Annotated in this window: 20 protein-coding genes and 1 riboswitch; of the genes, 4 read left to right on the plus strand and 16 right to left on the minus strand. The window is 42.1% G+C overall.

What is annotated here, in order from left to right:
• Positions 1–29: 29 nt before the first annotated feature.
• On the minus strand, positions 30–1,382 hold the full coding sequence (locus tag BVI01S_RS16980; protein WP_034763619.1) for a TrkH family potassium uptake protein: 1,353 nt from the start codon (positions 1,380–1,382) through the stop codon (positions 30–32).
• 265 nt (positions 1,383–1,647) lie between these two features.
• On the opposite strand from BVI01S_RS16980, the gene BVI01S_RS16985 reads away from it, so the two are divergent.
• On the plus strand, positions 1,648–1,848 hold the full coding sequence (locus BVI01S_RS16985; RefSeq protein ID WP_034763616.1) for an alpha/beta-type small acid-soluble spore protein: 201 nt from the start codon (positions 1,648–1,650) through the stop codon (positions 1,846–1,848).
• Positions 1,849–1,940: 92 nt separating this feature from the next.
• Here BVI01S_RS16985 and BVI01S_RS16990 read toward each other — a convergent pair whose 3' ends face one another.
• The 7 genes from BVI01S_RS16990 to BVI01S_RS17020 all read right to left on the minus strand — a co-directional run bounded on the left by BVI01S_RS16990 (position 1,941) and on the right by BVI01S_RS17020 (position 11,353).
• Positions 1,941–3,053, minus strand: a complete 1,113-nt coding sequence (locus BVI01S_RS16990) for an anti-sigma factor domain-containing protein (protein WP_034763614.1) — start codon at positions 3,051–3,053, stop codon at positions 1,941–1,943.
• On the minus strand, positions 3,050–3,805 hold the full coding sequence (gene sigI / locus BVI01S_RS16995) for an RNA polymerase sigma factor SigI (protein WP_034763611.1): 756 nt from the start codon (positions 3,803–3,805) through the stop codon (positions 3,050–3,052). The genes BVI01S_RS16990 and sigI overlap by 4 nt, the downstream gene beginning before the upstream one ends.
• Positions 3,806–3,936: 131 nt before the next feature.
• Positions 3,937–5,136 carry a DUF5667 domain-containing protein gene (locus BVI01S_RS22620; protein WP_034763609.1) on the minus strand — a complete coding sequence of 400 codons (1,200 nt, stop codon included), beginning with the start codon at positions 5,134–5,136 and terminating at the stop codon, positions 3,937–3,939.
• Between the two features lie 215 nt (positions 5,137–5,351).
• A complete protein-coding gene (locus BVI01S_RS17005; protein WP_034763606.1) occupies positions 5,352–6,137 on the minus strand; it encodes a TerC family protein in 786 nt (261 codons plus the stop codon).
• A gap of 100 nt (positions 6,138–6,237) precedes the next feature.
• Positions 6,238–6,333, minus strand: a riboswitch (yybP-ykoY riboswitch).
• 60 nt (positions 6,334–6,393) lie between these two features.
• A complete protein-coding gene (locus tag BVI01S_RS17010; protein WP_034763603.1) occupies positions 6,394–6,855 on the minus strand; it encodes a hypothetical protein in 462 nt (153 codons plus the stop codon).
• A 197-nt stretch (positions 6,856–7,052) separates the two neighbouring features.
• A complete protein-coding gene (locus BVI01S_RS17015) occupies positions 7,053–8,141 on the minus strand; it encodes an SDR family oxidoreductase (RefSeq protein WP_061811043.1) in 1,089 nt (362 codons plus the stop codon).
• Positions 8,142–8,263: 122 nt separating this feature from the next.
• The gene (locus BVI01S_RS17020; protein WP_061811044.1) at positions 8,264–11,353 is read right to left on the minus strand and encodes an efflux RND transporter permease subunit; all 3,090 of its coding nucleotides are present in this window, start codon (positions 11,351–11,353) and stop codon (positions 8,264–8,266) included.
• A gap of 187 nt (positions 11,354–11,540) precedes the next feature.
• Between BVI01S_RS17020 and BVI01S_RS17025 the strand changes: the two genes are divergently transcribed.
• The gene (locus BVI01S_RS17025) at positions 11,541–12,413 is read left to right on the plus strand and encodes a hypothetical protein (protein WP_061811045.1); all 873 of its coding nucleotides are present in this window, start codon (positions 11,541–11,543) and stop codon (positions 12,411–12,413) included.
• Positions 12,414–12,475: 62 nt separating this feature from the next.
• On the opposite strand, the gene nhaC is transcribed toward BVI01S_RS17025, so the two are convergent.
• From nhaC to BVI01S_RS17045, 4 genes are all read right to left on the minus strand, one after another.
• Positions 12,476–13,885 carry a Na+/H+ antiporter NhaC gene (gene nhaC, locus BVI01S_RS17030; protein WP_061811046.1) on the minus strand — a complete coding sequence of 470 codons (1,410 nt, stop codon included), beginning with the start codon at positions 13,883–13,885 and terminating at the stop codon, positions 12,476–12,478.
• A 502-nt stretch (positions 13,886–14,387) separates the two neighbouring features.
• Positions 14,388–15,419 carry an EAL domain-containing protein gene (locus BVI01S_RS17035; RefSeq protein WP_231480023.1) on the minus strand — a complete coding sequence of 344 codons (1,032 nt, stop codon included), beginning with the start codon at positions 15,417–15,419 and terminating at the stop codon, positions 14,388–14,390.
• 228 nt (positions 15,420–15,647) lie between these two features.
• Positions 15,648–17,216 carry a peptide chain release factor 3 gene (locus BVI01S_RS17040; protein ID WP_061811047.1) on the minus strand — a complete coding sequence of 523 codons (1,569 nt, stop codon included), beginning with the start codon at positions 17,214–17,216 and terminating at the stop codon, positions 15,648–15,650.
• A gap of 121 nt (positions 17,217–17,337) precedes the next feature.
• Positions 17,338–17,571 (minus strand): YueH family protein, encoded by a 234-nt coding sequence (locus BVI01S_RS17045; RefSeq protein WP_034763588.1) that lies wholly within the window; start codon positions 17,569–17,571, stop codon positions 17,338–17,340.
• Between the two features lie 171 nt (positions 17,572–17,742).
• On the opposite strand from BVI01S_RS17045, the gene BVI01S_RS17050 reads away from it, so the two are divergent.
• The gene (locus BVI01S_RS17050) at positions 17,743–18,960 is read left to right on the plus strand and encodes a NupC/NupG family nucleoside CNT transporter (protein ID WP_034763586.1); all 1,218 of its coding nucleotides are present in this window, start codon (positions 17,743–17,745) and stop codon (positions 18,958–18,960) included.
• Between the two features lie 28 nt (positions 18,961–18,988).
• Here BVI01S_RS17050 and BVI01S_RS17055 read toward each other — a convergent pair whose 3' ends face one another.
• From BVI01S_RS17055 to BVI01S_RS17070, 4 genes are all read right to left on the minus strand, one after another.
• The gene (locus BVI01S_RS17055; RefSeq protein ID WP_167562128.1) at positions 18,989–20,071 is read right to left on the minus strand and encodes a GGDEF domain-containing protein; all 1,083 of its coding nucleotides are present in this window, start codon (positions 20,069–20,071) and stop codon (positions 18,989–18,991) included.
• Between the two features lie 123 nt (positions 20,072–20,194).
• Entirely contained in the window at positions 20,195–21,670 is a 1,476-nt protein-coding gene (locus tag BVI01S_RS17060) for a UDP-N-acetylmuramoyl-L-alanyl-D-glutamate--2,6-diaminopimelate ligase (protein WP_034763582.1), read from the minus strand.
• Between the two features lie 186 nt (positions 21,671–21,856).
• Positions 21,857–22,912: a M42 family metallopeptidase gene (locus BVI01S_RS17065; protein WP_061811049.1), complete on the minus strand. Its 1,056-nt coding sequence runs from the start codon at positions 22,910–22,912 to the stop codon at positions 21,857–21,859.
• Between the two features lie 57 nt (positions 22,913–22,969).
• Complete coding sequence (locus BVI01S_RS17070; protein WP_061811050.1) at positions 22,970–23,170, minus strand: hypothetical protein; 201 nt, start codon at positions 23,168–23,170, stop codon at positions 22,970–22,972.
• A 166-nt stretch (positions 23,171–23,336) separates the two neighbouring features.
• On the opposite strand from BVI01S_RS17070, the gene BVI01S_RS17075 reads away from it, so the two are divergent.
• Positions 23,337–24,728, plus strand: a complete 1,392-nt coding sequence (locus tag BVI01S_RS17075) for a peptide MFS transporter (protein ID WP_034763574.1) — start codon at positions 23,337–23,339, stop codon at positions 24,726–24,728.
• The last annotated feature ends 8 nt before the right edge of the window (positions 24,729–24,736 follow it).

Below are 24,736 nucleotides of genomic sequence, written 5' to 3' on the forward strand. Positions count from 1 at the left end.
GCTACATTAGCTTCTTTCAAAGAGGCTCATTAACCAATAATGACCCGTTCTTTTGGATAGTGGTATTTAGCTGTCTTTTCTTTTCCTCCTATCATGAAGAGGAAGGAAAGGATCCCCACTCGGCCAATGAACATCAGCACGATGATGACGCATTTTCCGATTGAGGAAAGCTCAGAGGTGATGCCCATGGATAATCCCGTGGTTCCGAATGCGGAAGCAACTTCAAAGACAATCTCCATAATGGAATGATCCTCTGTGAAAGTGAGAATGATGACAGAAAGGAAACAGATAAAAATGGCCATCATCGTCACGACCAGAGATTTAATGACATCCTGATGGTGTATTTCCCTTTTGAATATCTTAATGGTTTGATTTCCTTTTGCGAAATGGAACAAAAATAATATATTCAGGGCGAATGTCGTGGTCCTGATCCCTCCACCAACCGAGCTTGGTGAAGCTCCGATGAACATAAGGGCACTCATGACCAATAAGGTGGGAGTAGAAAAATCGGCCACATTCATGGTGGCAAGTCCGCCGTTCCTTGTTGTAGCAGACTGGAAAAACGAATAGAAAAATGCCTCATGCCACTCCATACCATCAAAAAAGCGGTTATATTCAAAGAGAAAGATGACCAATGTCCCGAATATCATTAATCCAAAGAACGTAACCGTCGTAATCTTTGAATATAAAGAAAAGTGGTGTTTGTTTCTCTTCTTGCTCATTAGATAATCCTTCGTCTCAATCAGTACGGGAAATCCAATAGCTCCGAGTGTCAATAAAATGATGGTGATGAACTGGACAAAGTAGTCATTCGCATAAGGAATGAGTGACTGACCTGTAATATCGAAGCCCGCATTTGTCGTGGCACTGACAGAGGCAAATAGTCCCTGAATAAAAGCCTGCTGCCACGTGGGATAATAGCCTAAGAAATAGACACCTAAAATAAATGCCCCCACGATTTCAATGAAGATGATCAATAATAAGATTTGCTTTAATAAACTTACAAGTCCGGCCAGGCTTGTCTGATTTTGATCCGTCATGATGAGGCGACGTTCTTTCAAGCCGATCTTCTTCCCTACGATCAACCAGAAAAACGTACCGAGGGTCATGATCCCAATCCCACCGAATTGAAGAACAAACATTAAGATGAAAATTCCCGTTGTATTGAATGTGTCGACCGTACTTACAACGGTAAGCCCCGTAACGCTCACAGCACTTACGGCAGTAAAGATCGCATCCAAAAAGCTCCACTCTGCCCCGGATTTATGCGCAATGGGAAGACTGAGAAGGATGGTCGCAATCGTCACCGCCAAAAGATAATACGTTACGATCACTTGTGCAGGAGTTAATTTATTTAAATTCAATCTAAGCTTATACCACATGTATGTATTTCCCTTTCAACGTTATTTCCTTTTCTATCTTAAAGAATAAAACCGAAGAATGAAAGGAAAAATGATTAATTTCTTTAATGTTTATTCTTCCTTTAATGTAGGCCCCCTAAACCGAAAAGTAATGATTCAAAGCATTTCTAAGCAAACAATACAATTTCGGCGAAATATTACCATTCATGTTCATGATGATATTACAAATAATATAGGTACTGAAACATACATTGTTTCAAGTATACCAGTAAGGAGGAAAACGACTATGGCTAGAAGTTCAAATAAATTGCTTGTACCTGGTGTTGAACAGTACCTTGATCAAGTGAAATACGAAATCGCCCAGGAGTTTGGCGTGACGCTTGGATCTGATACAGTTGCCCGCTCTAATGGATCAGTTGGGGGAGAAATCACGAAGCGTCTTGTGAAGCAAGCTCAATCTCAATTAACTGGACAACAAACTAAATAACTTGGAATACGGGTAGCTGGCATGTACCAGCTACCCTTTTTCGATTTCAATAACAAAGACCCATTCAGATGAATGAGCCTTTTCCTATCCTGTTAATCTTTTTTATTTTCTTTTCTGTTTTCATGATTCTGTTTCTTTTCTTCGTTTCGATTATTTTGATGATCATTATGCTTATCATTGTTTTCATGGTATCCTTGGTCATTTCGTGTAGAATGATCATTCCCTCTATAAGGTTTGTCATTCCCTCGGTTCCCATTGTTACCATTTGAGGATTTCTCCATTTGTGACTTCTCGGATTTCCCCCTCTCCCCTTTATTTTCGGGGTGAGCCTTTTGACGCTGATTTTTTTGAGGTTTTTGAGCCTTATCCGCAGGTTGATTCTTATCTTTTACTGGCGGATTCACCTTTTGATTCTCAGCTTTGATTTTTTCATCCATGATCGCTTTCTTTTGCTTCTCTTTTTCTTGTTTGATCATTTTTTCTTGAACTTCGTTATCTTCTTTTCTTACAGGCTCCGTTGTTCGAGTGGAGTCCTTCTGTTCTGTTTCACGAATCAGTGAGCCTGCAGTCATCCCTTTTTCAGATGCCTTTTTCCTGAATTCCCGGGATGTTTCTTTCATGATGATGTTCGTAGAATGATCAGAACCGTAGTCCTCCACAAACTCATTTAATTCGTCCATTAATTCGGTTTCCCGTTTAGGATCGGAATCATCAATGAAGGAAGAAGTAATGAAAACACTTTGAATTCCCTTTAAATACCCAAGTCTCTCACTTAAAAGGAAGATTTTCTCCGTCACTTCCCCCACATCTTCATTTTTCCAGTCTCTCAGTTCCTTTAAGAGAACCTCGGCATCACCATTATATGGCTTGATATTCAACACCTGTTGATCTTTATTTAATGTTAATTCCATACTGGGATTGATATCGACCGAGACATAGGCATACGCCCGGTTGTTCTGCAGAACAGAACTTGAGAATAAGGCAATGATGACGACAAGAACTGTCAGCAAAGATGTCGACACTCTCCAATTCCACTTGGAAATCGTGTTTGGTTTATCAGCTCTTGAGCTCAGAGGAAAGAAAGGAATTTCTTCGCCTATCGCATACTGTTGATCGGGCTGCTTTCTTCCTGTAAGAAATTCTCCTTCCGGTGTCATCATCACCAGGATATCCTGTTTGATTTCCATAATGATCCCTTTTTTCATATCTCTAACCGCCCTTTTAAATAATCCCGTAAATAAACATAATCACCTATAAGAATGAGAGAAATGGCTATAATATATTTTCTATTTCTCTCGATTGTTTTTCTGGTGACGTTCACCTGTTTTTCTAATTTTTTTATCGGTAATCGTCTTTTTTCTGTAAGATAATCTAAAAGTTCTGGTGAACTCACTACCTTTTTGGCGATTTCTATGGCATTCAATCTTGCATCTTCATGTTTGGGAGACTGTTCAACCAGATCGTGAAAGGACAACTTGTATTGAGCCAGTTGTTCCTGAAAGTAAAGGATCTCTTCCCGTCGTTTTCTGGCTTCCTCCTGTTTTCCGAATTCTTCTACGGACACAATCTGATCGATTGTTAAACCAGGAGAATCTTCCCCATTCTCAAATAAGCTATAATCGAAGCTTATATCCTGGATCTTCCCATTCTTTCTGATATAATCGATTACTTTCCGCTTGATGATCACTTCAGAGAAACTGATGATGGAAGAGCCTCGTTGATGATTATATTTTAAAATGGCGTCATGAAAGGCAATCAGACCGATGCTGAATTCATCGTCACTTTCATAAATGAATCGTTTGCATACCGATGAAACCGTTTTTTTAATAAATGGCTTATAGTCTTCGAGCACCATGTTCAATAATTGCTCATCACCATTTTGTATCTGGATCGCCATCTCTTCAAGCGATTGCTTTTTCTTTTGTTTAGCGAGTAGAAATAGTAGAACATTTAGCATCAGCCTCACCCCATCCTGCACACTATTATACTCATATGGTGTTGAATGTAAAAGGATATTAGGGAGAAAGGGTTGCTTTTACAACCCTTTCCTGACCGATGTGTCAATCACTTTCAGACTCTACATCGAAATCATGATTCTTTATGATGACCCTTACCGCCTTCTTCTCGTTTGCCGTTCTCACTGTGCGGATGATTTACTTTGACTGGTGCTGAATGTTGTTTTTTTTCTTCTTTATACTCGTGGCGGGCTTCTTTTTCCTTATGTTTTTCTTGTTTACGTACTTCTTTTGCTTCTTGCTTCTCTTGTTTACGTACTTCTCTTGCTTCTTGTTTTGCTTCTTTATGCTGTGCTTTCCATTCTTTTTTCTCTTCTTTTTTCTCTACCTGTTTTTTTACTGGTGAAACAGTTTCTTCCTTATCTGGTATTGTCGTTTCGGTAGTCTGTTCGACCGGAGCTTTTTCCTTTGCCGGCTTTTCTGTCTCTAAGACAGGTGATTCTTCCATAGGAGTTTTTGTATCCTCTTCAGATTCACTTTTTTCAGCCTTTTTCGCTGCTTTCTCCTCTAATCTGTCAAGCTTTTCAGCTAGTTTCAAGTAACTCTTTTCAATATTTTTCAGTAGGGCCGCTTTCGCTTTTGGATTTTTCACTTTTTCCATATTTGCTTTAAGTGACAAGATGTTTTGTGCCATCATTTCTTCCATAGCGTTATCATCGGTATTCTCTTCACTCTTTTCATCATCGGAAGTGGCTTCTTCTTTCAAGGCATCTTCAGAGGTTGTGTTATCAGTTTCTTCTTCCACATTAGAGTCATCATTCTTTTCAGAATCAGACTCAACACTCTCACCATCAGTTGAATCCTTTTCTAGTTCATCATCAGACCACTGATTTTCCGATTTTTGCATCATCTCAATCGCTTTATTTAAGGCTTCTATGGCTTCTTCTTGTTTACCATCTTTGAATAATTCTTCTACTTCGGCCAATCTTTCTGCAGCATATCCGGCTAATAGCTTGGCTTCTTTAGCATCGTCCATTGTAAACGCGAGATGGATTTTTTCGATTGCAAGCTTCGCAAAATAGAAAAAATCACCAGGCAATAAGGATGGAGCCGCTGAGGCTTCCTCTAGTTTTTCGATTTCATCTTTTGATGATTCCAACATTGCGTCGTCATTTACTGCAACATCAGCACTGACTGTTTTCTCTTGCTCCAGTTTAATGCTGTCAAAGTTATCGTCGTTTGAATTTGCAAACGCGAGTGATCCTGGTAAGCTAATAGAACTCGCTACAAGTACTGCTAATGAAGATTTCACTATTTTTGATTGTTTTTTCATATGTACACCTCGGAAGTTAATTTGGATTTGGCCGATCGATCGCCTTATTAAAGGATTTACGTTTAAACAACTTTTTTTGAGGGGGTTCAACTAAATAAAAGTTTAGAAATTCCCTCAATCGTATTATTCTTCACGGCAACGAGCCGTCAAAACTTCCGTTCGTCGAAACAAAAAAAGCTAACGGGAAAACTCCACGTTAGCTTTATATGACGTCATTATTCTGCTTTTGCTTTTCTTTCTATATTTGCTTCTTCCTGTCTTGCTTTTCTTCTTGATAATAAATACCCTCCTACTGATAGCAGGATCAATACGCTCCAGAAAACAAGTTTCCACCCTTTTGATTCAGGGAAGTGATGATCCAGGATGGCTACGTCAGGATGAGCAAGGGTGAAAACGGCAAGTTTCACACCTACCCAGCCAACAATTAGGAATGCTGCTGATTCCAAGGTAGGGTATTTCTCCAATAATTTCACAAACCAGGTAGCGGCAAATCTCATGATCACCAACCCGATGATGCCGCCTAGGAACATGACGATAAACTGCCCTCCGTCAATCCCTCCTACATCAAACCATCCAGTCGGTTGCAGGGTTACGGCCAAAGCGACGGCAGCAAGCATGGAATCAACCGCGAATGCGATATCCGCAAGTTCCACCTTGAGTACCGTAGTCCAGAATCCAGAGCCTTTCGCCGGTTTTTCTTCTACTGTCCCGGTGTCTTTCCTTTTCTTCACAAAATGGTGAATGGCCACGTAGAATAAATAAATCGCCCCAATCGCCTGAACCTGCCACACATTGACTAAGAATGAAATGAGAAATAATGCAGCGAACCTAAAGACAAAGGCTCCTAAAAGACCGTAAAAGAGTGCCTTCTTTCTTTGTTCAACAGGTAAATGTTTGACCATTACAGCCATTACCACCGCATTATCAGCAGCTAAAATCCCTTCAAGACCTACCAATATCAGCAGGACCCATCCATATTCCAATAACATCGAAGCATCCATACCTCTAGTCCCTCCCTATTTACATAGTTAGTTTTCCAATAGGCAAGGAATTTTATAAAAATAAAAAGACCCTTGCCTAAATAAGGCAAAGGTCTTGCTTAGCATACGGATATGCCAACAAAGCCGATGGCATACACCATGAATTGACGACTTTGTTTAGGTATGAAACCTATAGCTACTCCCCTTTGACAGGTAGAAAACGTTCATTTGTATAGATGTATTTTAACTCAAAAACACTTATCCGTAAAGAGAAAAATTATTTAACCCGTATCAGGACGGCTCGTATCAACAACCCCAGCAACACTCCCGGAATCACAAACAACATCGGCAGAAAAATGGGTCCGATGAATTTTCCGAATAAATATACCTTCGGGGAATACATCAAACCAACCGTTACCGTATAGGCAGACATGACAAACGGTAAAAAGCTGTACTTCTCCTTTTGGCCATCGGCTATTTTATACGCATCCCACATGGCAAACATATATAAACACGGATAAAACATGAGCCACTGATAATCAAGTATCTCCGCTGCTTTATGCGTTTCGCCTAAAAAACTGTACATGATCCCCAGATTGAAGTTACTTTGAATATTGATCATGATCTCAAGAAGGACAAACAACGTTCCCTTAAACCATAAACCGACTAGCAATTGAGGAAAACCCGGCAGCGCAATACTCCAGAGGATGCCTTCTAATTTGGTAATGGATGATTTCATATGTCCCCCGTAAACCAGGAGGAGTGGTAAAGTTCGATGTTTTTAATAGGCTTATGGTAAGGATTGTGTTTGTCTCGGCCAAGGTATAGCGTAAGGGAAAATGCCATCTTGAGATTCCTCCTATTGATGCTTCTCCCTTTATTTTTACCATATCTCTCCCAATTATTACGATGATTGCTTGTGTTGCACCCCTTCTTTTAATCGATCTTTACGTGCAATCGTTCATTGGAAGCATGTTCAACATAAAACTCAACCATTTTTTCAATCTGGCTGGAAAGGGAAGGACATAGTATCGATGTCCCCTCCAGGTCTCTTTGGGCATGTTCGCAATTGAATTTGCCTTGGAGTGTAAAATAGTCCAAGGCTTCCCGTTCGACTTTTAAATAACGTCGTATAAAACGGAATCCAAGTGCCCAATTAGAAAGGGATAACGGAATTCTCCCTTTTGGTTTCTTTTTTAACATATGCCATAAAATCTGTTCATACACTTCCCTTACCATCAGGGGTTCTGGATCGGTAAGATGATACGTCTTTCCATTCCCAGCCTCCTCATGCCCCAGATAAATGGATGCTTTCACCACATATTCGACGGGGACGATATTTATATAAGAGGTACCCTCACCAAGAAATGGAATCCACGGCAGGAAAGATAATCGGTTAAACATATTCATAATAAAATATGGTCCATCGAACTTCACGGTCTCTCCGGTTTCTGAGTTTCCCTTCACGATACCCGGGCGGATGATAGTTATGGGAAGCTTGTTCTTCCATTCATCCACCAGGACCTCTGCTTCATATTTAGTCCGTTCATAGAAGTTATGAAAACGCTCCGGACGGATCAATTCATTCTCCATCAGTTCACCTTCACGTGATCCCGCAATAAAAGCAGTGGAAAAATACACGTATCTTTTTAATCGACGGAGGGTTTGACAGAAATCATTCACCTGACGTGTGCCTTCTACATTTACTTTCTGTGCAAGATCTTGGGGGACAGCAAGATCATAGATGGCTGCTAAGTGCCAAACATATTCCACTTCCTCCCTCATCTCGACAATTTCCTCTTCTGTCATATCCAGATTCGTTCGGGTGATGTCCCCTTCTATCAGGATGATCTCTGCATCTGACAAAAATCTCAGTTTCCTCATTCCTTCTTCCGCCTGAATCCTCATTGAATGAAGGTGAAGTAAGTAAACCTTGGATGCCTTTTCCTGTTTGAGTAATTCTCCCACGATATTTTGACTTAAAAAGCCCGGAAACCCCGTGATCAAATAGATTCCTTTTTCCATTTCGTTCTTCTCCCCCGCTTGTCACCATAATTTTAATAAAAAAGAGTTAACCGTTCGGCCAAGGTACCACATCCTTTCAGGAGGTGACTGCTTAGCATTCGGGTTAACTCTCGTTGTGTGTTCTATTCTTTATATACGTATGTTTCTCTTGGTTTCTTCATTCTTCTCGTCTCTTTATCAAAGAAACTGTATACAATCGGTATGACATAAATGGTCAATAATGTCGAGCTGATCAGTCCGCCTATGACGGCAATGCCCATAGGCTGATTGATTTCGGTCCCTTCACCCAAACCGAGTGCCAGGGGCAATAAGCCGAGGATCGTCGTCAGTGCCGTCATGAAGATCGGCCTCGCCCGGTCCTGAACCGCTTCGACGATGCTGTCAAAGCTGCTCGTTCCCGCCTCTTTACGCTGATTGATGTAATCGACGATGACGATCGCATTATTGACGACGATACCAGCCAGTACAATCACTCCGATGATCGCCGATATGCTGATAGGTGTCTGTGTAATGGCCAGTGCGATTGCTACACCTATCACCATGAGCGGAACGGTGAACATGATGACAAATGGATATTTAAATGACTCGAATTGAGCAGCCATGACCATATAGACAAGGACGATGGCAAGCCCGAGTGCCAGGGCCATATCATCAATCGAATCCTCAAGAAGTTCTCTGTCTCCACTGAATGAAACCAAGGTCTCGTTTGGAAGATCAAGTGATTCGATCTTCTCATCCACCGCCTTGGAAATGGCTCCAAGATTGGTTGATGATGAATAGTTGAGTGTGAATTGAACGGCATGCTGCTGGTCAATTCTCTGAATGCTGACAGGACCATCTTCAATTGAAAAGTCTACGACGGAGTTTAGCTGAATATACTTCCCTTGTCCAATTGGAATGAGGAGTTTCTTTAAAGAATCCAGATTTTCCGTGATGTTCCTGTCATATTGAACAAGAACATTTATGACGTCAGAAGACCCTGTTACCATTTGGGTGGTCAGGACTCCCCGGGTTACATCCTGAACAAGCGTCCCGATCTGAGCCGGTGCCAAGCCTTGTTGAAGTGCTTTCTCCCGGTTTACCTTCATTTGTACTTCTTTCACCGTTTCCATCTGATCAGTTGAAACTTCCGTTACATCCTTCATTTCTCTCAACGAAGCGAATAACGTATCGACGGAATCCTTCAGTCGATTCTGATCCGTATCCCGCAAGTTAAACGTCAAGGTTTGAGGGCTGGAGCCGGATGTTGACTGTAAGTTAAACGAAACGTCAGCAGACTTATTCACCTTTTGTGCCGCTCTTTCCACTTCAGGCTTTACTTCATCCGCAAAGGTGAAAATCGATCTCTCCCGCTCATCGAGAGGCACCATTTTCACATAAACTTCTGCAATATTCCCTTTCCCGCTTCCTCTGAAGGATTCTTCCTGGGTCGTACCCACAAGACTTACGAAGACATCGACATCTTTTTCTTTTTTCAACCTGCCTTCAATCGCTTTGACGACTTTATTGGTCTCATCTACGGAAGCTCCATTATCCAATTCGACCCTCATATTGAAAAACCCTTCATCAGTTGGTGGTAAAAACTGCGTTCCTACCGTCGTAAGGCCAAGCCCGCCACCCACTAATGTAATGAGAGTGATGAATAATACGATGAAACGGTGACGAAGCGCCCATTTAACCGACCTTGCGAATGTCTTTCTGCTCTTAGAACGTCTCCGCTTTGCTTCGATATTCCCTTTTGGTTTCCTCAAGAGTCTGCTTGCGAGCATCGGGATGACCGTCAATGCCACGACGAGGGAAGCCAATAAACTAAATGAAATTGTCAAGGCGAATTCGGTGAACAATTCCCCCAGTAAACCGGATATAAAGACAACCGGCAGGAATACCGCTACAGTGGTCAAGGTGGAAGCGGTGATGGCTCCCCCCACTTCTTTTGCCCCGATACTTGCAGCTTCCTTCGGATTTTTCCCCAGTGATAAATGGCGATAAATATTCTCAATGACTACGATCGCATTATCCACCAGCATCCCGATTCCAAGAGCGAGGGCTCCCAATGTCATGATATTCAATGCGAAATCCGCAAAAAACATCAGAACAAATGTAACAATGACGGAATAAGGAATGGCCACCCCGATGATAAGGGGACTCTTTACATTTTTCAAAAATAAGAAGAGCACAAGCATGGCAAACGCTCCACCTATCAGGAGGGAATTGGCGATATTCCCGATGGCTTGAGTGATGTAATCCCCCTGATCGAACAGGATATCAGCTTTGATTGATTTATATTGATCCTGCTTAAGAAGGCGATCCAGCTCCTTTTGAAACGCTTTCGACACGGAGGCCGTGTTAGCATCCGATTGTTGCAGCACACTGAACAGGATGGCAGATTCTTCGTTTGCCCGGGTGATCGTGTTTGTATCCTGTTTTCTCTGTTCAACTTTTGCGACATCAGAAAGCTTAAGCTTCTTTCCGGTTTGAGGATTCACCTGAAGGACCAATCCCTTTAATTCATCCACGGACTGGAGCTTGCTTACTACTCTCGTGGTCAATGTTTGTCCATCTGTCTCGATCGTATCACCTGGAGCTGTCACATTGTTGGCGCGGATCGCATTGACCACATCGCCTTGACTTAGACGATTATCTTTCAACGCTTGCTGATTCAATTTAATGACCACTTCGTCCGTCAATGAACCTGAAACATTTACATTTGCGACACCTTCCACTCTTGTCAGTTCCTGTTTCAAATTCTCTGACAGTGTCTTTAGGTTGGACTCGTCCCCTTCTTCCCGTAAAGAAAATTGAATGATAGGGAACTGGGCGGGATCAAACTTGAGAAATCTTGGATTCTCTGCTCCATCGGGAAGTGGAGTTTGGTCGAGGCGTTGCAGGACATCATTTTCAATCTCATCGATGGAGGTCGACCATGAAAATTCAAGGAGAATAAAGTTGGAACCTTCCCTGGAAGTCGATTGAAGGTTCTTCATCCCCGGCAAGGTGGACAGGCTTTCTTCAAGTGGTTTTGTTACCTTCTCCACCACTTCCTGAGGGCCCGCTCCAGGGTAATTGGTCACCACCACACCTACGGGTGGATTGAGGTCCGGGATGAGTTTCAATGGGATTCTAAGGAGCGAGACTCCTCCCAGAATAAGGATAAGCAGCATGGTGACAATGGTGAACACCGGTCGGCGTATGGAAAAATCACTGATTTTCAATGAAGTGCTCCCCTTTCTATATGTATAGCGTTCATTCAGGTTTGGAAGGAGTTACTGTTAACTATAGTCTCTTCAGGAAGATCCTTCAATATTAAAGCGTCTGTGAATGATAAATATCGGTTAAAAATAAATAATTCCACCTTATCGGTATACACTATTTTTATACTGTAACGTAAGGAGCATTAAAATGGCGAACTGGGTTCCCTTTGTATTCCTTAGCCTTTTCAGCGTTTTGGCATTATCTTTGATCGTGATGAAGTATCGTCACATTTCTGGCCGGATCATCCTATTTTGGCTTTTCATTTCCGGGTTGGCTTATGTATTTGAATATGTCATCTTTGTATTATTCAATAGCTATACGTATCATCCCCATATTTTATCGAATAATTACAATGACAGCGTACTGGGATCGATCAGTTCACAGGCATTTTCGGTTCCGGTTGCGATAACCTATATTGTGTTGTATCGCTTGCCGGCATGGAGGATTGCGGTCATCATCGGTGTTTTCTTCCTCATTGAAACGTGGTTCATCCACACAAGGTTATACGAACATCATTGGTGGGAATCGTATTATACAACTTTTTTCCTTATCATTTCCGTTATACTGGCCAAAATCTGGTGGAGATTATTGGATGAATCTGACAACCACTATGTTCAATTCATCACTTTGTTCTTTGCACTTTCCACCATCACTCTTTCTTTTGCTTGGATTCTATCTTCCCTTTTAAAGCTGTATATCATCCCCCTGAATCATTTTTCGAATCCTGTCAGGGATTTAATTGCAGGGAATGCCATGTATTTTTGGTTCACGACCTATTTTTATAGCCTGGTTATTTTTTTTAGGAACGGGGATTGGAAATATTCATTATGGACCATTCTTTTTCTCTTGACCGTTGAGGTATTTATGGTGCAGGAAGATGTATTATTGCTCAAGAATCCTTTGATGATCGGCGTGCTTCCCCTATTTCATTTAATCATGATATCTGCAGGGGGCCTGTATTACCAGCGGTATTTCTACACATATATTGAAATGCAACAAAAAGGATTGTCTTCTAAATGAATCATCCTCACACTGAGAGAGTGAATCATTCAGACTGACAGTCCTTTTTCATTGGCTGATTGTTATGAATTCGATATAGCAGGGTTATTCTCCGCAGGCTCTTTCTCAATGGTCCACCCTGTGAAACCATACAGGATGGTGATGACCGGAGAGATCAGACAGAAAACGGCAAATGGTAGATATTCCATCGTTGAAACACCTAGTACATCTGTAAGGAATATTCCGCACACACTCCATGGAACAAGGGGATTCACCACTGTTCCTGCATCTTCCAATGTCCGGGATAAGGTTTTAGGGTGAAGACCCAATTTCTTATATTGAGATTGAAATGCTTCACCAGTCAATAGAATGGACAGGTACTGCTCCCCTACTACAAGATTGATACCAATCGCTGATAAAGCAGTGGAAAGAATCGTTCTTCTTTCAGATTGAATGATTGCAGACACCTTCTGAAGCAGCGCCGGGATGATACCCAGTTTAAATAGTAATCCACCGAGACTCAGTGAGAGAATGACAAGGGAAATGGTAAACATCATGCTGTTCACTCCCCCCCTCGTCAACAGTGAGTCAACGGATTCCACCCCCGTCTTCGAGGTAAAGCCTTCGAATAGCACCTGGAATAATTCATTTACCTTCAACGTCCCGTGGAAAAAAGATAAGAACACAGAAACCGCTATCGTGATGGCCAGTGTAAATAATGCAGGTGTTTTGTATACAATCAGCACTACCAGCAGCACTAAAGGAACCAAGCTGTACCAGTGGATAAGGCCGGTCTGCATTAAACCTTTCTGCAACGCATCAAGCTGTGCCAAATCGATCTTACGGGTCCCGGGCGAAAGGAAACCAAATACAATCAATGTAATGATAAAGGCGGGTACGGTCGTCCAGGCCATATTTCGAATATGGGTAAACAGATCCACCTTGACGATGGATGACGCAAGATTGGTTGTATCCGATAAAGGAGACATCTTATCTCCAAAAAAAGCACCTGAAACGATGGCACCTGCCGTGATGGCCATGGATAATCCCATAGCCTCACCGATTCCGATTAAAGCCACACCGATGGTCGCTGCCGTTGTCAGTGAGCTTCCGATTGCTACTCCACTTAAGGATGTAAGTAAAAAGGCAATCGCATAAAAATAATGTGGAGTGACAAATTCAAATCCATAAAACATCAATGTGGGAATGGTCCCACTGATCAACCAGCTGCTTACAAGCAGTCCGATAAAGAAAAATAATAGAATGGCACCCAACCCACCCTGCGCACCGGCAATCATCCCTTTTTCAATTTCTTTGAACCTCACTTTCCGTATCAGTCCATAGACCATCAAAAAGAATAGGGAAAGGATGATCGGAATATGAGGGACCGCTCCCACTCCGATGATGCTGACACTGATGATTCCCAGAACAGCAAGTAATACTGCGGATGCTTCTGGAACGGACGGTTTATGAACGCTCTGAATGTTTAACATGTTAACACTTCCTTCTGTAAGATGTGACCGTGATGGGATTGTATGCCAAAAAGAACCCTCCATCCCTGATAGGGACGAAGAGTTCTCCGCGTTACCACCCTAATTGAAATAAATCATGACATGCATAGAATCGACTGATCCATGACATGATTTACTTCCACTTCATAAAGGTTGTCTTTTGATAAATCCCCTAAATCACTTAGAGAATTTATAAACAATGTAATTCGGAAAAAAGCGGACCTGGACTTCCAGCTGACGTCCAGTCTCTGTTTGCTGTCGCACTATTTCCTACTGCGTTGTTCAAGACAATGATATGTGATTGATTTGGTTTAAGGGTTCAACTATTCTTTTACCCTTAAACGCTTTTAAGCTTTTATGCACTAAAGTATTTTATAGTAATATAATATCATGTTCTTTCAATTTGTCAAGGAACGATTTCATCCCCAATATCCCCCTGACAAAAAGAACCCCTCCCGAAAATAGGCAGGGAAGGGATTCACGATTAAACAAATTGAGTTTCTGCAAATGGTTCCAGCGCTTCTTCTTGTGGTTTGCCTATGAAATAGCCTTGCGCATAGTGGATCCCGATTTCTTTACAGAAAAGTAATTCTTCTTTTCTCTCAATCCCTTCTGCCAGGACCAAAATGTCCAATTCTCCGGCAATCTTCATCACTTCACGTAAAAATTTCTGATTCTCCTCATCCTGATCACAGTGGTTGATGAAGGATCGATCGATCTTTACATAGTCCGGCTGCAGCAGACTTAACATTTCAACCGTAGCAAAACCTGAACCTACGTCATCAAGGGCGACTTTCATCCCTTCTCTCTTATATACGTCAAGTACCGACCTTAAATGTTCTACATCTTCAATCTTCTCCGTTTCTACCACTTCGAATACAAGATCTTTTGGATCCACTCTGCATTCATCGACAATCTTGAAGGTGTGGCGCAAACAAAATTCTGGATTATAGATCGTCGAAGGAAGAAAATTAATAAAACTCTTCTTACCAGGTTCCACTTGTCCCCGCCTCGACTCGATTGCTGATTTCCTTGCCTTCTGATCCAGCATGGAATGAAATCCTGTTCGCGAAGCGGCTTCAAACAACTCCCCTGGATTGATACGCTTATCGCCACTATTGGAGCGTAAGAGCGATTCATAGCCAAAAAGACTGAAATCGCTAAGATCAATGATTGGCTGGAGATGACTTGTAAATTGCCCCTCTTGAATCAGCTTTACCATTTCTCTATATTTAATTAATTCCAGGAATTCTCGAGCAGGACGGAAGGGACCGGGATCCTCTGAACAATTAAAACTGCATGTCCATTCTTCCTCCACCAATACGGTTTCTATTTCTGATAATTTACCATAGATCTCATCAAGATTATCATATTGTAAAACATACATGCCTTCTTCTGTCCTATCAACTGAGCCTGTCAGCGGTAAGTCCAGCCTTTTTTCGTTATGTAAAAATAAAAATCCTGCTTCATGATATTCCATCTCTATTCCACAGTTCGCACAAGCGTATTGCATCATATCTCTTCCTTCCCCTGTAACGTCAATAAATACCCATACCTATATACTAAGACTTAATACCCCGTTAACACCAGTGATATCCCTTTATTTTAGGAAAAATTACTTAATGATAGTGAATAATGTCAAAAGTGCAGTTTCACGGGACATAAGTTCAAAGTATTTCACAAAATAAGGAAAAAGAAGAAATAGAAAAGCACTCCTCCAGTTTAGGAGAAGTGCTAAGTGTCATTACATTAGGCTATATAATCGGATATCAGGATTTTTATCATTGAACCATCTCATGGCAAAATCGTTTTCAAAAAGGAAAACAAGATTATCATGTCGATCCTTGACCAGCATGCTTCTGGAGCTTGACATAGTCTCCTTGACATCTTCTTCGTTTTCAATCCACCGGGCAATTTTAGATCCGATCGGTTCCATTTTCACATCAACGTTATATTCATTCTTCATCCTGTGCTCAAATACTTCAAATTGAAGTTGACCAACCGCACCAAGAATGATATCTTCCGTACGTGTTTTATAATACTGGATGGCTCCTTCTTGTACAAGCTGAAGGATCCCTTTTTGGAAATGCTTCTGCTTCATCACGTTTTTAGCTGTGACACGGACAAAGAGTTCAGGGGTAAATTGAGGCAGCTTTTCATACTGAAAACCCTGCTTTCCCTGGACGAGTGTATCACCGATTTGATACGTACCCGTGTCATATACCCCGATGATATCCCCACTGACCGCTTCATTCACCGTACTCCGATCATCTGCAAGAAACTGGGTGGATTGCGCCAATTTAATCGACTTTCCTGTACGGGATAGATTGACCGTCATCCCCCTCTCGAATTGACCTGAGCAAATACGGACAAAGGCAATCCGGTCCCGGTGAGCAGGGTTCATATTGGCTTGAATCTTGAATACAAACCCGGAGAAATCCTGTGCTGTCGGCTCAATCTCTCCAGCATCGGAATTCCTTGGCTGCGGTGATGGAGCAAACTGTAAGTATGTTTCCAGAAATGTTTGAACACCGAAATTGGTTAATGCACTTCCGAAAAAGACTGGAGATAATTCTCCATTCGCTATGCGTTCACGGGAAAACTGGTTTCCAGCTTCATTCAGCAACAAAACATCTTCAAGAGTTTGATTATAGAGATTGCTTTCTTTAAGAGGATGTTCTCCCTCTATTTCACCTTCATCATTTAATGGAATAAAGCGATCATCTTCTTCTACTCGAAATTGCTCGATGCGATTATGAAAGCGATCATAGATTCCTAAGAATTCTTTCCCCATACCTATCGGCCAGTTCATTGGATACGATTGAATTCCCAGTACTTCTTCAAGCTCTTCCAATAACTCAAGTGGTTCCCGACCTTGGCGATCAAGCTTATTGATGAAGGTGAAGATTGGAATGCCTCTCATTCGACAAACTTTGAATAGTTTCAAGGTTTGTGCTTCAATCCCTTTCGCTGAATCGATGATCATCACAGCGCTGTCAACCGCCATCAATGTTCGATAGGTGTCTTCGGAAAAGTCCTGGTGACCTGGTGTATCCAGGATATTCACACGATAATCATCATAATCGAAGGCCATGACAGAAGAAGTGACTGAAATCCCCCTCTGCTTCTCGATTTCCATCCAGTCAGATGTTGCAAACTTACCTGATTTCTTTCCTTTAACTGTTCCAGCGGCGCGAATCGCTCCTCCGAATAATAGAAGTTGTTCTGTTAAGGTTGTTTTCCCAGCATCCGGGTGGGAAATGATGGCGAAAGTCCGTCTTGACTGAACTTCCTGTATAAAGTCTATTTTCATTCATAAAATCCTTTCTCGTCATTCTCACTTTCTCATCATATTCGTTCTAAAGTAACAATGCAACAAAGAATGGAATAAGAAGCCATGGTTTACCGCTTTCAAAAGAATGTTAAGTCGTTTGTTACATCTCAGTGGTCCATTGGACAATTCGAGAACTTAATGTTTCCGCTGTTTCCTTTGGAATCCTTTCCATTAATGAATGGAGCAATTTGGATTGGATCTCTTCATCCCCATAAAAGAAAGAATACGACCATTCGATGCTAGGTACCGCAATCAAAAAGAACTCTTCTTTCTTGTTTTCATATATATATACTTTTTGTTCCAATCCTTCCAAAAAATTTTTTCTGATCTTCATTATTGTATCCCCTTTCATGAAAACGCTGTATTTGCGCATACTATTGACGATGTTGTCCGTACAACTTTCGACAAATCTTGCAATTGTAGGTTGTCAGACGTCTGAAAGAATTGTAAAATAAAAACCCGAAAGCATCAAGTTTCAATCATACTTATCGAAGAGGTGAAAGAATTGCAATATTTATGGGGTATCATGGGTATCATTGTCGTTATGGGAATTGCATTTGCATTTTCTAAGAACAAAAAGCGGGTTAATGTCAGAACAGTCCTTGGAGGACTTGCCATACAGTTATTTTTCGCTTTTATCGTGTTAAAGACGTCTTGGGGACAGGACGCCCTTAAAGGATTGACCGAAGTGGTGAATGCCATCATCAATTATTCCAACGAGGGGATCACGTTCCTATTTGGAGGACTTTACACTGAGGAATCAAACATTGCGTTCATCTTTGCATTCAATGTCCTTCCTGTTGTTATTTTCTTCTCAGCTTTAATTTCAGTTCTTTATTATCTTAAAATCATGCAATTTTTCATTAAGATTTTAGGCGGCGGTTTGTCTAAACTGTTGGGAACTAGGAAAGCGGAATCATTGTCTGCCGCAGCGAATATTTTTGTCGGACAAACAGAAGCACCATTAGTCGTAAGGCCTTTCTTAGCGAAAATGACTGAATCTGAACTTTTCGCCGTCATGACAGGAGGATTGGCATCCGTAGCCGGATCTGTCCTGGTTGGTTACTCTCTTTTAGGAGTTCCACTGGAATACTTACTTGCTGCAAGCTTCATGGCTGCGCCTGCAGGACTTGTCATGGCCAAGTTATTCGTCCCTGAAACAGACGAATCTCCAGAACCTGAAGCGTTAGAAATGGAAGCGGATTCGGAATCAGCGAATGTGATCGATGCTGCCGCCAACGGTGCAAGCGTAGGTCTGCAACTGGCTTTAAACATCGGAGCTATGCTACTTGCCTTCATCGCTCTTGTCGCCTTGATCAATGGATTACTTGGATTAGTGGGTGGATGGTTTGGATTTGACAGCCTTTCACTTCAGCTTATTCTTGGTTACGTATTTGCACCACTTGCCTTCGCAATCGGAGTACCATGGCATGAAGCAGTTACAGCAGGAAACTTCATTGGGCAGAAACTTGTCATCAATGAATTTGTTGCGTATTCAGCTTTCGCTCCGGAAATCGGGAACCTGTCCGATAAAACAGTCGCGATTATTTCCTTCGCATTATGCGGTTTCGCCAATCTTTCCTCACTTGGGATATTACTTGGCGGACTAGGTAACCTTGCACCAAACCGCAGAGGAGATATTGCTCGCTTAGGATTAAGAGCAGTTGCTGCAGGTGCACTTGCTTCATTATTAAGTGCTGCCATTGCCGGGATGTTCATTTAATTCACCGTTTCATCAAAGAAGCCATCCACTAGCGGATGGCTTCTTTTTCTTTATGGGGTGAAGGGTGACCCGGCATGAACATTGCACCATTTGCCAGGCAGGTCCTTTTTTTGCCCGCTTTCTTTGCCTGATACAATCGTTCGTCCGCAAGTGCGATCAGTCTTTCAGGTTCCAGGGTTTCGGTTGATTGAGACTGACCGAAGCTCATAGAGATGGCTATTGGCTCCAAATGTTTTAACTGTCCATATAATTCCTGAAGAAACCGTTTGATGTTACTCTCATCCATCTCGGGTAAGATAAAGACAAACTCCTCTCCTCCATACCTGAAGGCTCTCCCATTGTATGCTTCGGCATGAAAACGAAAGATTTCCCCTGTCTTCCGGATGACATCATCCCCCGTCAAATGGCCGTACTCATCATTCACTTTTTTGAAATCATCTATATCTCCCAGCAATAGGATAAAGGATTCCTTCTCTTCCAACTTACTTCTGAATCTTTCCTGAAACGAACGATGATTAAACAAACCTGATAAATAGTCCTTATGGGCTAGGTGATGGTAGGCTTCTTTTTGGACATAATGAGACCGCTCTCTTAACATGATCAATGCCCCGAATAAACCGATGATCCATAGAAAGAACAAGTTGGACGTCAAAGTGAAATAATGGTGGAATTGAAGGATGTTGACTGTCATAAAGCCCATCACGGCATACGCTATACTGAATACAGACAGGGAGATGAGTGCCCCCTTCGTCCTCCAGTAAATCGTTGCGTGCATCACGAATAAAATGGATATCGGATAAAGGGGACTGTGTATTCCCTGTGATAAGACCATCAGCCAAATCAGTGCCAGAAAATCAAAGACGATCCCTGCCTTTAGTATGAATTGAAGACTGCGCTTGTCCTCCCTCGCCCGTATCAATGCAATTTGAGTCACCAGCATATAAATGATTCCTGATACCAATAAATAAGGGAAGACCGTTTTGTTCGTTGTAATATTTTCTGAAAATGGAGGTATGTAAAAGATGAGCGTGGCGATCAGGACAAACAGCCATCTCAAAGTGGAAAACAATTTTTCTGTTTCATAGTCATTTAAATATAAGGAAAACTTCATATGCTTCATTCTCTCATCTTTTAATATGTATTATAAATTTACCAAAGATTGTGAATTCCGTCTATCCTCATCCACAAAAAAACAGACCAACATTTGTCATATTGGTCTGTTCCATCATCGGGATTATTCAGATATCCCGTATTTGAGCTTGCTTTCTTCCGCAGCAATCTCTTTATCGCTGTGGGGATATTTTGTATTCTCGATGATTTGATAATCCTCATGCCCTTTTCCTGCGAAGATGATGATATCTCCCGGTTCACTTACCTCGATGGCGTGTTTAACGGCTTCAGCACGATCCCCTATGAGGGCATAATGTTCATGCTGCATGCCTTTTTCCAGATCGTTCAAGATACTGTCGTATTCTTCATACCTTGGATCATCGGTGGTCAGGATGACGTAATCTGCGAGTGATGCTTTTTCTGCCATTGTCGGACGCTTTGTCTTATCACGGTTTCCACCTGTACCGACCAGGAAGATAATTTTATTCTCCTTGAACGGAAGGACGGACTGAATGGCATTTTCAATGGCATCAGGTGTATGGGCATAATCGATGTACACAGAAAGCGGTGCCTTGATGTCCACCTTTTCCATTCGCCCATTCACCGGAGGAAGGTCACGGATGATTTCCACAAGTCTTGTGATTTCCATGCCCCTTGCGTACAGACATGCCATGGCAGTCAGTACATTATAGACATTGAATTTCCCTAAGAGCTTCATCTCGACCTCAAAACTTCCTTGGGGTGAATTCAACGTGAACCTCGTCATATCATTGAAATATTCAATATCCACCGCCTTGAAGTCTGCATGAGCGTCAAGCCCGTAACTGATGACTTCATGTGGAGTCATGTAGCTGTAACGGTGATACCATTCATCATCCGCATTCAGGATGACATACTTTGGATCTTGAAGGTCCTGCCCCAACTGGGAGAATAAGAGACCTTTCGCATACCCGTAATGCTCCATCGTCCCATGATAATCCAAGTGATCATGACTTAGGTTTGTAAATGCGACCACATCAAAGTCGATTCCCCATAGTCTACCGAGTGCCAGTCCGTGAGAGGATACCTCCAGGGTGAAGTTTTCAATCTTACGGTCCAGTGCACTTTGCATCATCTGTTGATTCGTTAAATTATCGCATGTCGTATTTTCACTGGGAAGCAATTCCCCATTCAGATTAAACCCGATCGTTCCGGATAATGCAGAACTCTGACCAGCTCGTTTTAGGATGGAATGGATCAGGTTACTGACCGTGGTCTTTCCATTAGTGCCCGTCACACCGAAAACGGTAAGTTTCTGAGAAGGATAATCATAATATTTATTCGATAATTGAGCCAAAGCTTTGAATGTATCTTTTACTACGACTAATGCCGCCTTGCTTAAATCAATATCAAGCTGCTTTTCAGCCACGATTAAAGTCGCACCTTTTTCAACGGCCATTGCAGCGAAATCATGCCCATCCACTGTATAACCTCTCGTACATACAAACATGGTGCCTTTTGTCACTTTCCTGGAATCGACGTGAATGTCCGTTATCTCAGGAGGAAGTTCACCGTATACCGTTTTTAATTTAATGCTTTCTAACAGATTATATGTAATCATTCTTTTACCTCGTTTTAAGTTAATTGTGTTTTTATTTTATCTTAACATCTAAGCTTTGATAAGAGAAATACCTCCTAAAATCAAAACAAATTTTCATCACACAAATGTCACCATACCCGGTTACCATTTACCCCAAACAAAAAAAGCCTTCCATCACCTATAAGAAGATGATGGAAGACTGCTTGTTCATTCAATGACCATCCTGGATTGAACGTAATGCCAAAGCAAATTTTCCGTGTGAAGAATGGAGGATTCATGTGTGCGTTCGTATGCATGTGACGCATCGATCCCTGCCCCTATCAATCCATGGACAATATCAAACCCTGCCCGTATGGCAGCGGAGGCATCTGAACCATAGTAAGGATAAATATCCACTTTATAGTCAATCCCATTCTCTTCAGCCAATGAGACTAAATGCTTGCGCAGACCGTAGTGATAAGGTCCGCTTGAATCCTTCGCACAAATCGACACGGTAAACTCATCCGTGGATTGACCGTCACCGATCGCACCCATATCGACTGCCAGATATTCAATCGTTTCGTCAGGAATATTCGAATTTCCGCCATAACCGATTTCTTCATTATTTGAAATCAGAAAATGGGTCGTATAAGGAAGCGTGATTCCTTCGGATTGAATATGGCGTATCAACTGCATAAGCATCCCTACACTTGCTTTATCATCCAGGTGACGGGATTTTATGAACCCGCTTTCCGTGATTTCAGCACGGGGATCGAATGAAACGAAATCCCCAACCTCTATTCCCAACTCTCTTACATCTTTAGCATTCCGTACTTTTTCGTCGATCCGGACTTCTATATTCGTTTCGTCCCGTTTTGCTTCGCCTGCATTTTTGTAGACATGGACAGAGGTTTGATGCATGAGAATCGTTCCACTGTAGGATTTGCCTGTAGATGTTTCTATCCTGCAGTACTCCCCTTCCACCGCATTCCATCTGAATCCACCAATCATGGATAACCGTAGACGTCCATCACTTTTGATTTCCTTGACCATGGCACCTAATGCATCGACATGTGCCGTGAGCATGCGATGCCTCGATGTATCTTCACCAGGCAGGGTGATGATAAGGGCACCTTTTCGATTCCTTTTCATTTCCAACTGTAAGTCGGTGAAATATTCCTCAACAAAATTCATGATTGTATCCGTGTTCCCTGAAGGACTTGGGATTTCCACAAGTTCCTTTATCAATTGAATGGTTTTCTTCGTATCTGGATATGTATTCATTTGTCTCCCTCCCTTCCCATATTATACCGCCAACTGCAACACGACTACAAATACTGTTTACCGAATATTCCATCGAATGCCCCTGGATTTCTTCATACCTTCCCTTTCGAACTTCTTTCGTTTCTTCTTAATGAATGGGTGAAGGAAACCACATTTATCACAGCTGTACATGACCATATCCCCTCCCACTCTCTGTCCCGTAAGGTTCCATTTTGCTTCTCCATACTCTTCTTTCATGTATAATTCGTTTTCTGTCAAACTAGAATGACCGCAATACAAACACCCAGTGAACAATTTTTCCACCGCCCTTTTTGTACATGCCTATGAAAAGAACGGGGATACTATGAAAGGATTTGGAAAAAAGTTTACTCATCTCCCTTTTCTGCCTGGCCTAATCATATGTTAAAAATACAGGAGTGATAACGTGAACTCATCTACATTAGAACGTTTACCTCAAGGTAAAAAACATCCCAAAGGTCTTTATCTGTTATTCTTTACAGAATTATGGGAACGGTATAGTTACTATGGAATGAGGGCGCTCCTCGTTCTGTACTTGACGACAGCCTTTGTAAGCGGTGGCTTGGGGGTCGATCCCGCAAAAGCATTGTCCATTTATGGTATTTATACCGGCAGTGTCTACTTTACCCCTATATTAGGAGGATGGCTGACGGATCGATATATCGGGCTGCGGAAAGCGATCACCATTGGTGGAATCACCATGGCATGTGGAGATTTCACTATTTTTCTGACCCACTCCCAAATCGGCTTATATGCAGGACTTGCCCTCCTCGTTCTTGGGAACGGTTTTTTCAAACCGAATATTTCCACACTCGTAGGGGAGCTATACCCACGGAACGATAAACGAAAAGATGCCGCCTTTACCATTTTTTACATGGGAATCAACCTGGGAGCATTATTCGCCCCCCTCATTGCAGGTTTTCTTGCAGAGGACCTGTTCCTTACCACCATGAGGGACGGAACGATGCATTATGGATTCAAATGGGCATTCCTTGCCTCCTCCATCGGAATGATCACCGGGCAGATCATCTTTAGTACGTTAAACAATAAATACCTGGGGGAAGTAGGGTTGAAACCAAATAAACTGTTGGCGGAAGAAGCCAATGAAGACAGGAATGTACCTTTGACCAAAAAGGAAAAGCAGCGTACCACTGCCATTCTCATCCTTGCATGCTTTGTCGTATTTTTCTGGGCAGGATTTGAACAGGCAGGGAGCTCTTTCACTCTTTACACAAAAAATTTCATTGATCGTGACGTGTTTGGTTATACCATTCCCGTTGCTTGGTTCCAGTCCGTCAATCCATTATTCATCGTCATCCTGGCACCGATCCTTTCAAGTGTCTGGTTACGACTTTCCCGATCGAAAAGGGGCGATCTAAATATGACCACAAAGATGGGAATCGGAATGATCCTACTCGGTCTGGGGTTCATGATCCTCATACCTGCAGTCATGCAAACCGGTTCAGATGAACAAAACATCACAGTAAAAGCCAATCTCCTGTTCATCGTCTTTACGTATTTGCTTCATACGCTGGGGGAATTATTTCTGTCCCCTGTCGGTTTATCTCTCGTCAGTAAAGTCGCCCCTGTAAAGATCGCCTCCCTCCTGATGGGGGTTTGGATGGCTGCCATAGGGGTGGCAAGCTTACTTGCAGGTCAACTTGCTTCCCTCACTGCAACCCTCGGTTATTTAGAAATATTCGCCGTCATTGGCGCTGCGGCCATCATCTTGGGATTTGTATTGCTGACCATATCCAAGAAACTCGTAATCATGATGAGGGAAGAAAATCATATATAAAAACAAGA

The sequence above is a fragment of the Rossellomorea vietnamensis NBRC 101237 genome, assembly GCF_001591825.1.
GTDB classification, from domain to species: Bacteria; Bacillota; Bacilli; order Bacillales; family Bacillaceae_B; genus Rossellomorea; species Rossellomorea vietnamensis.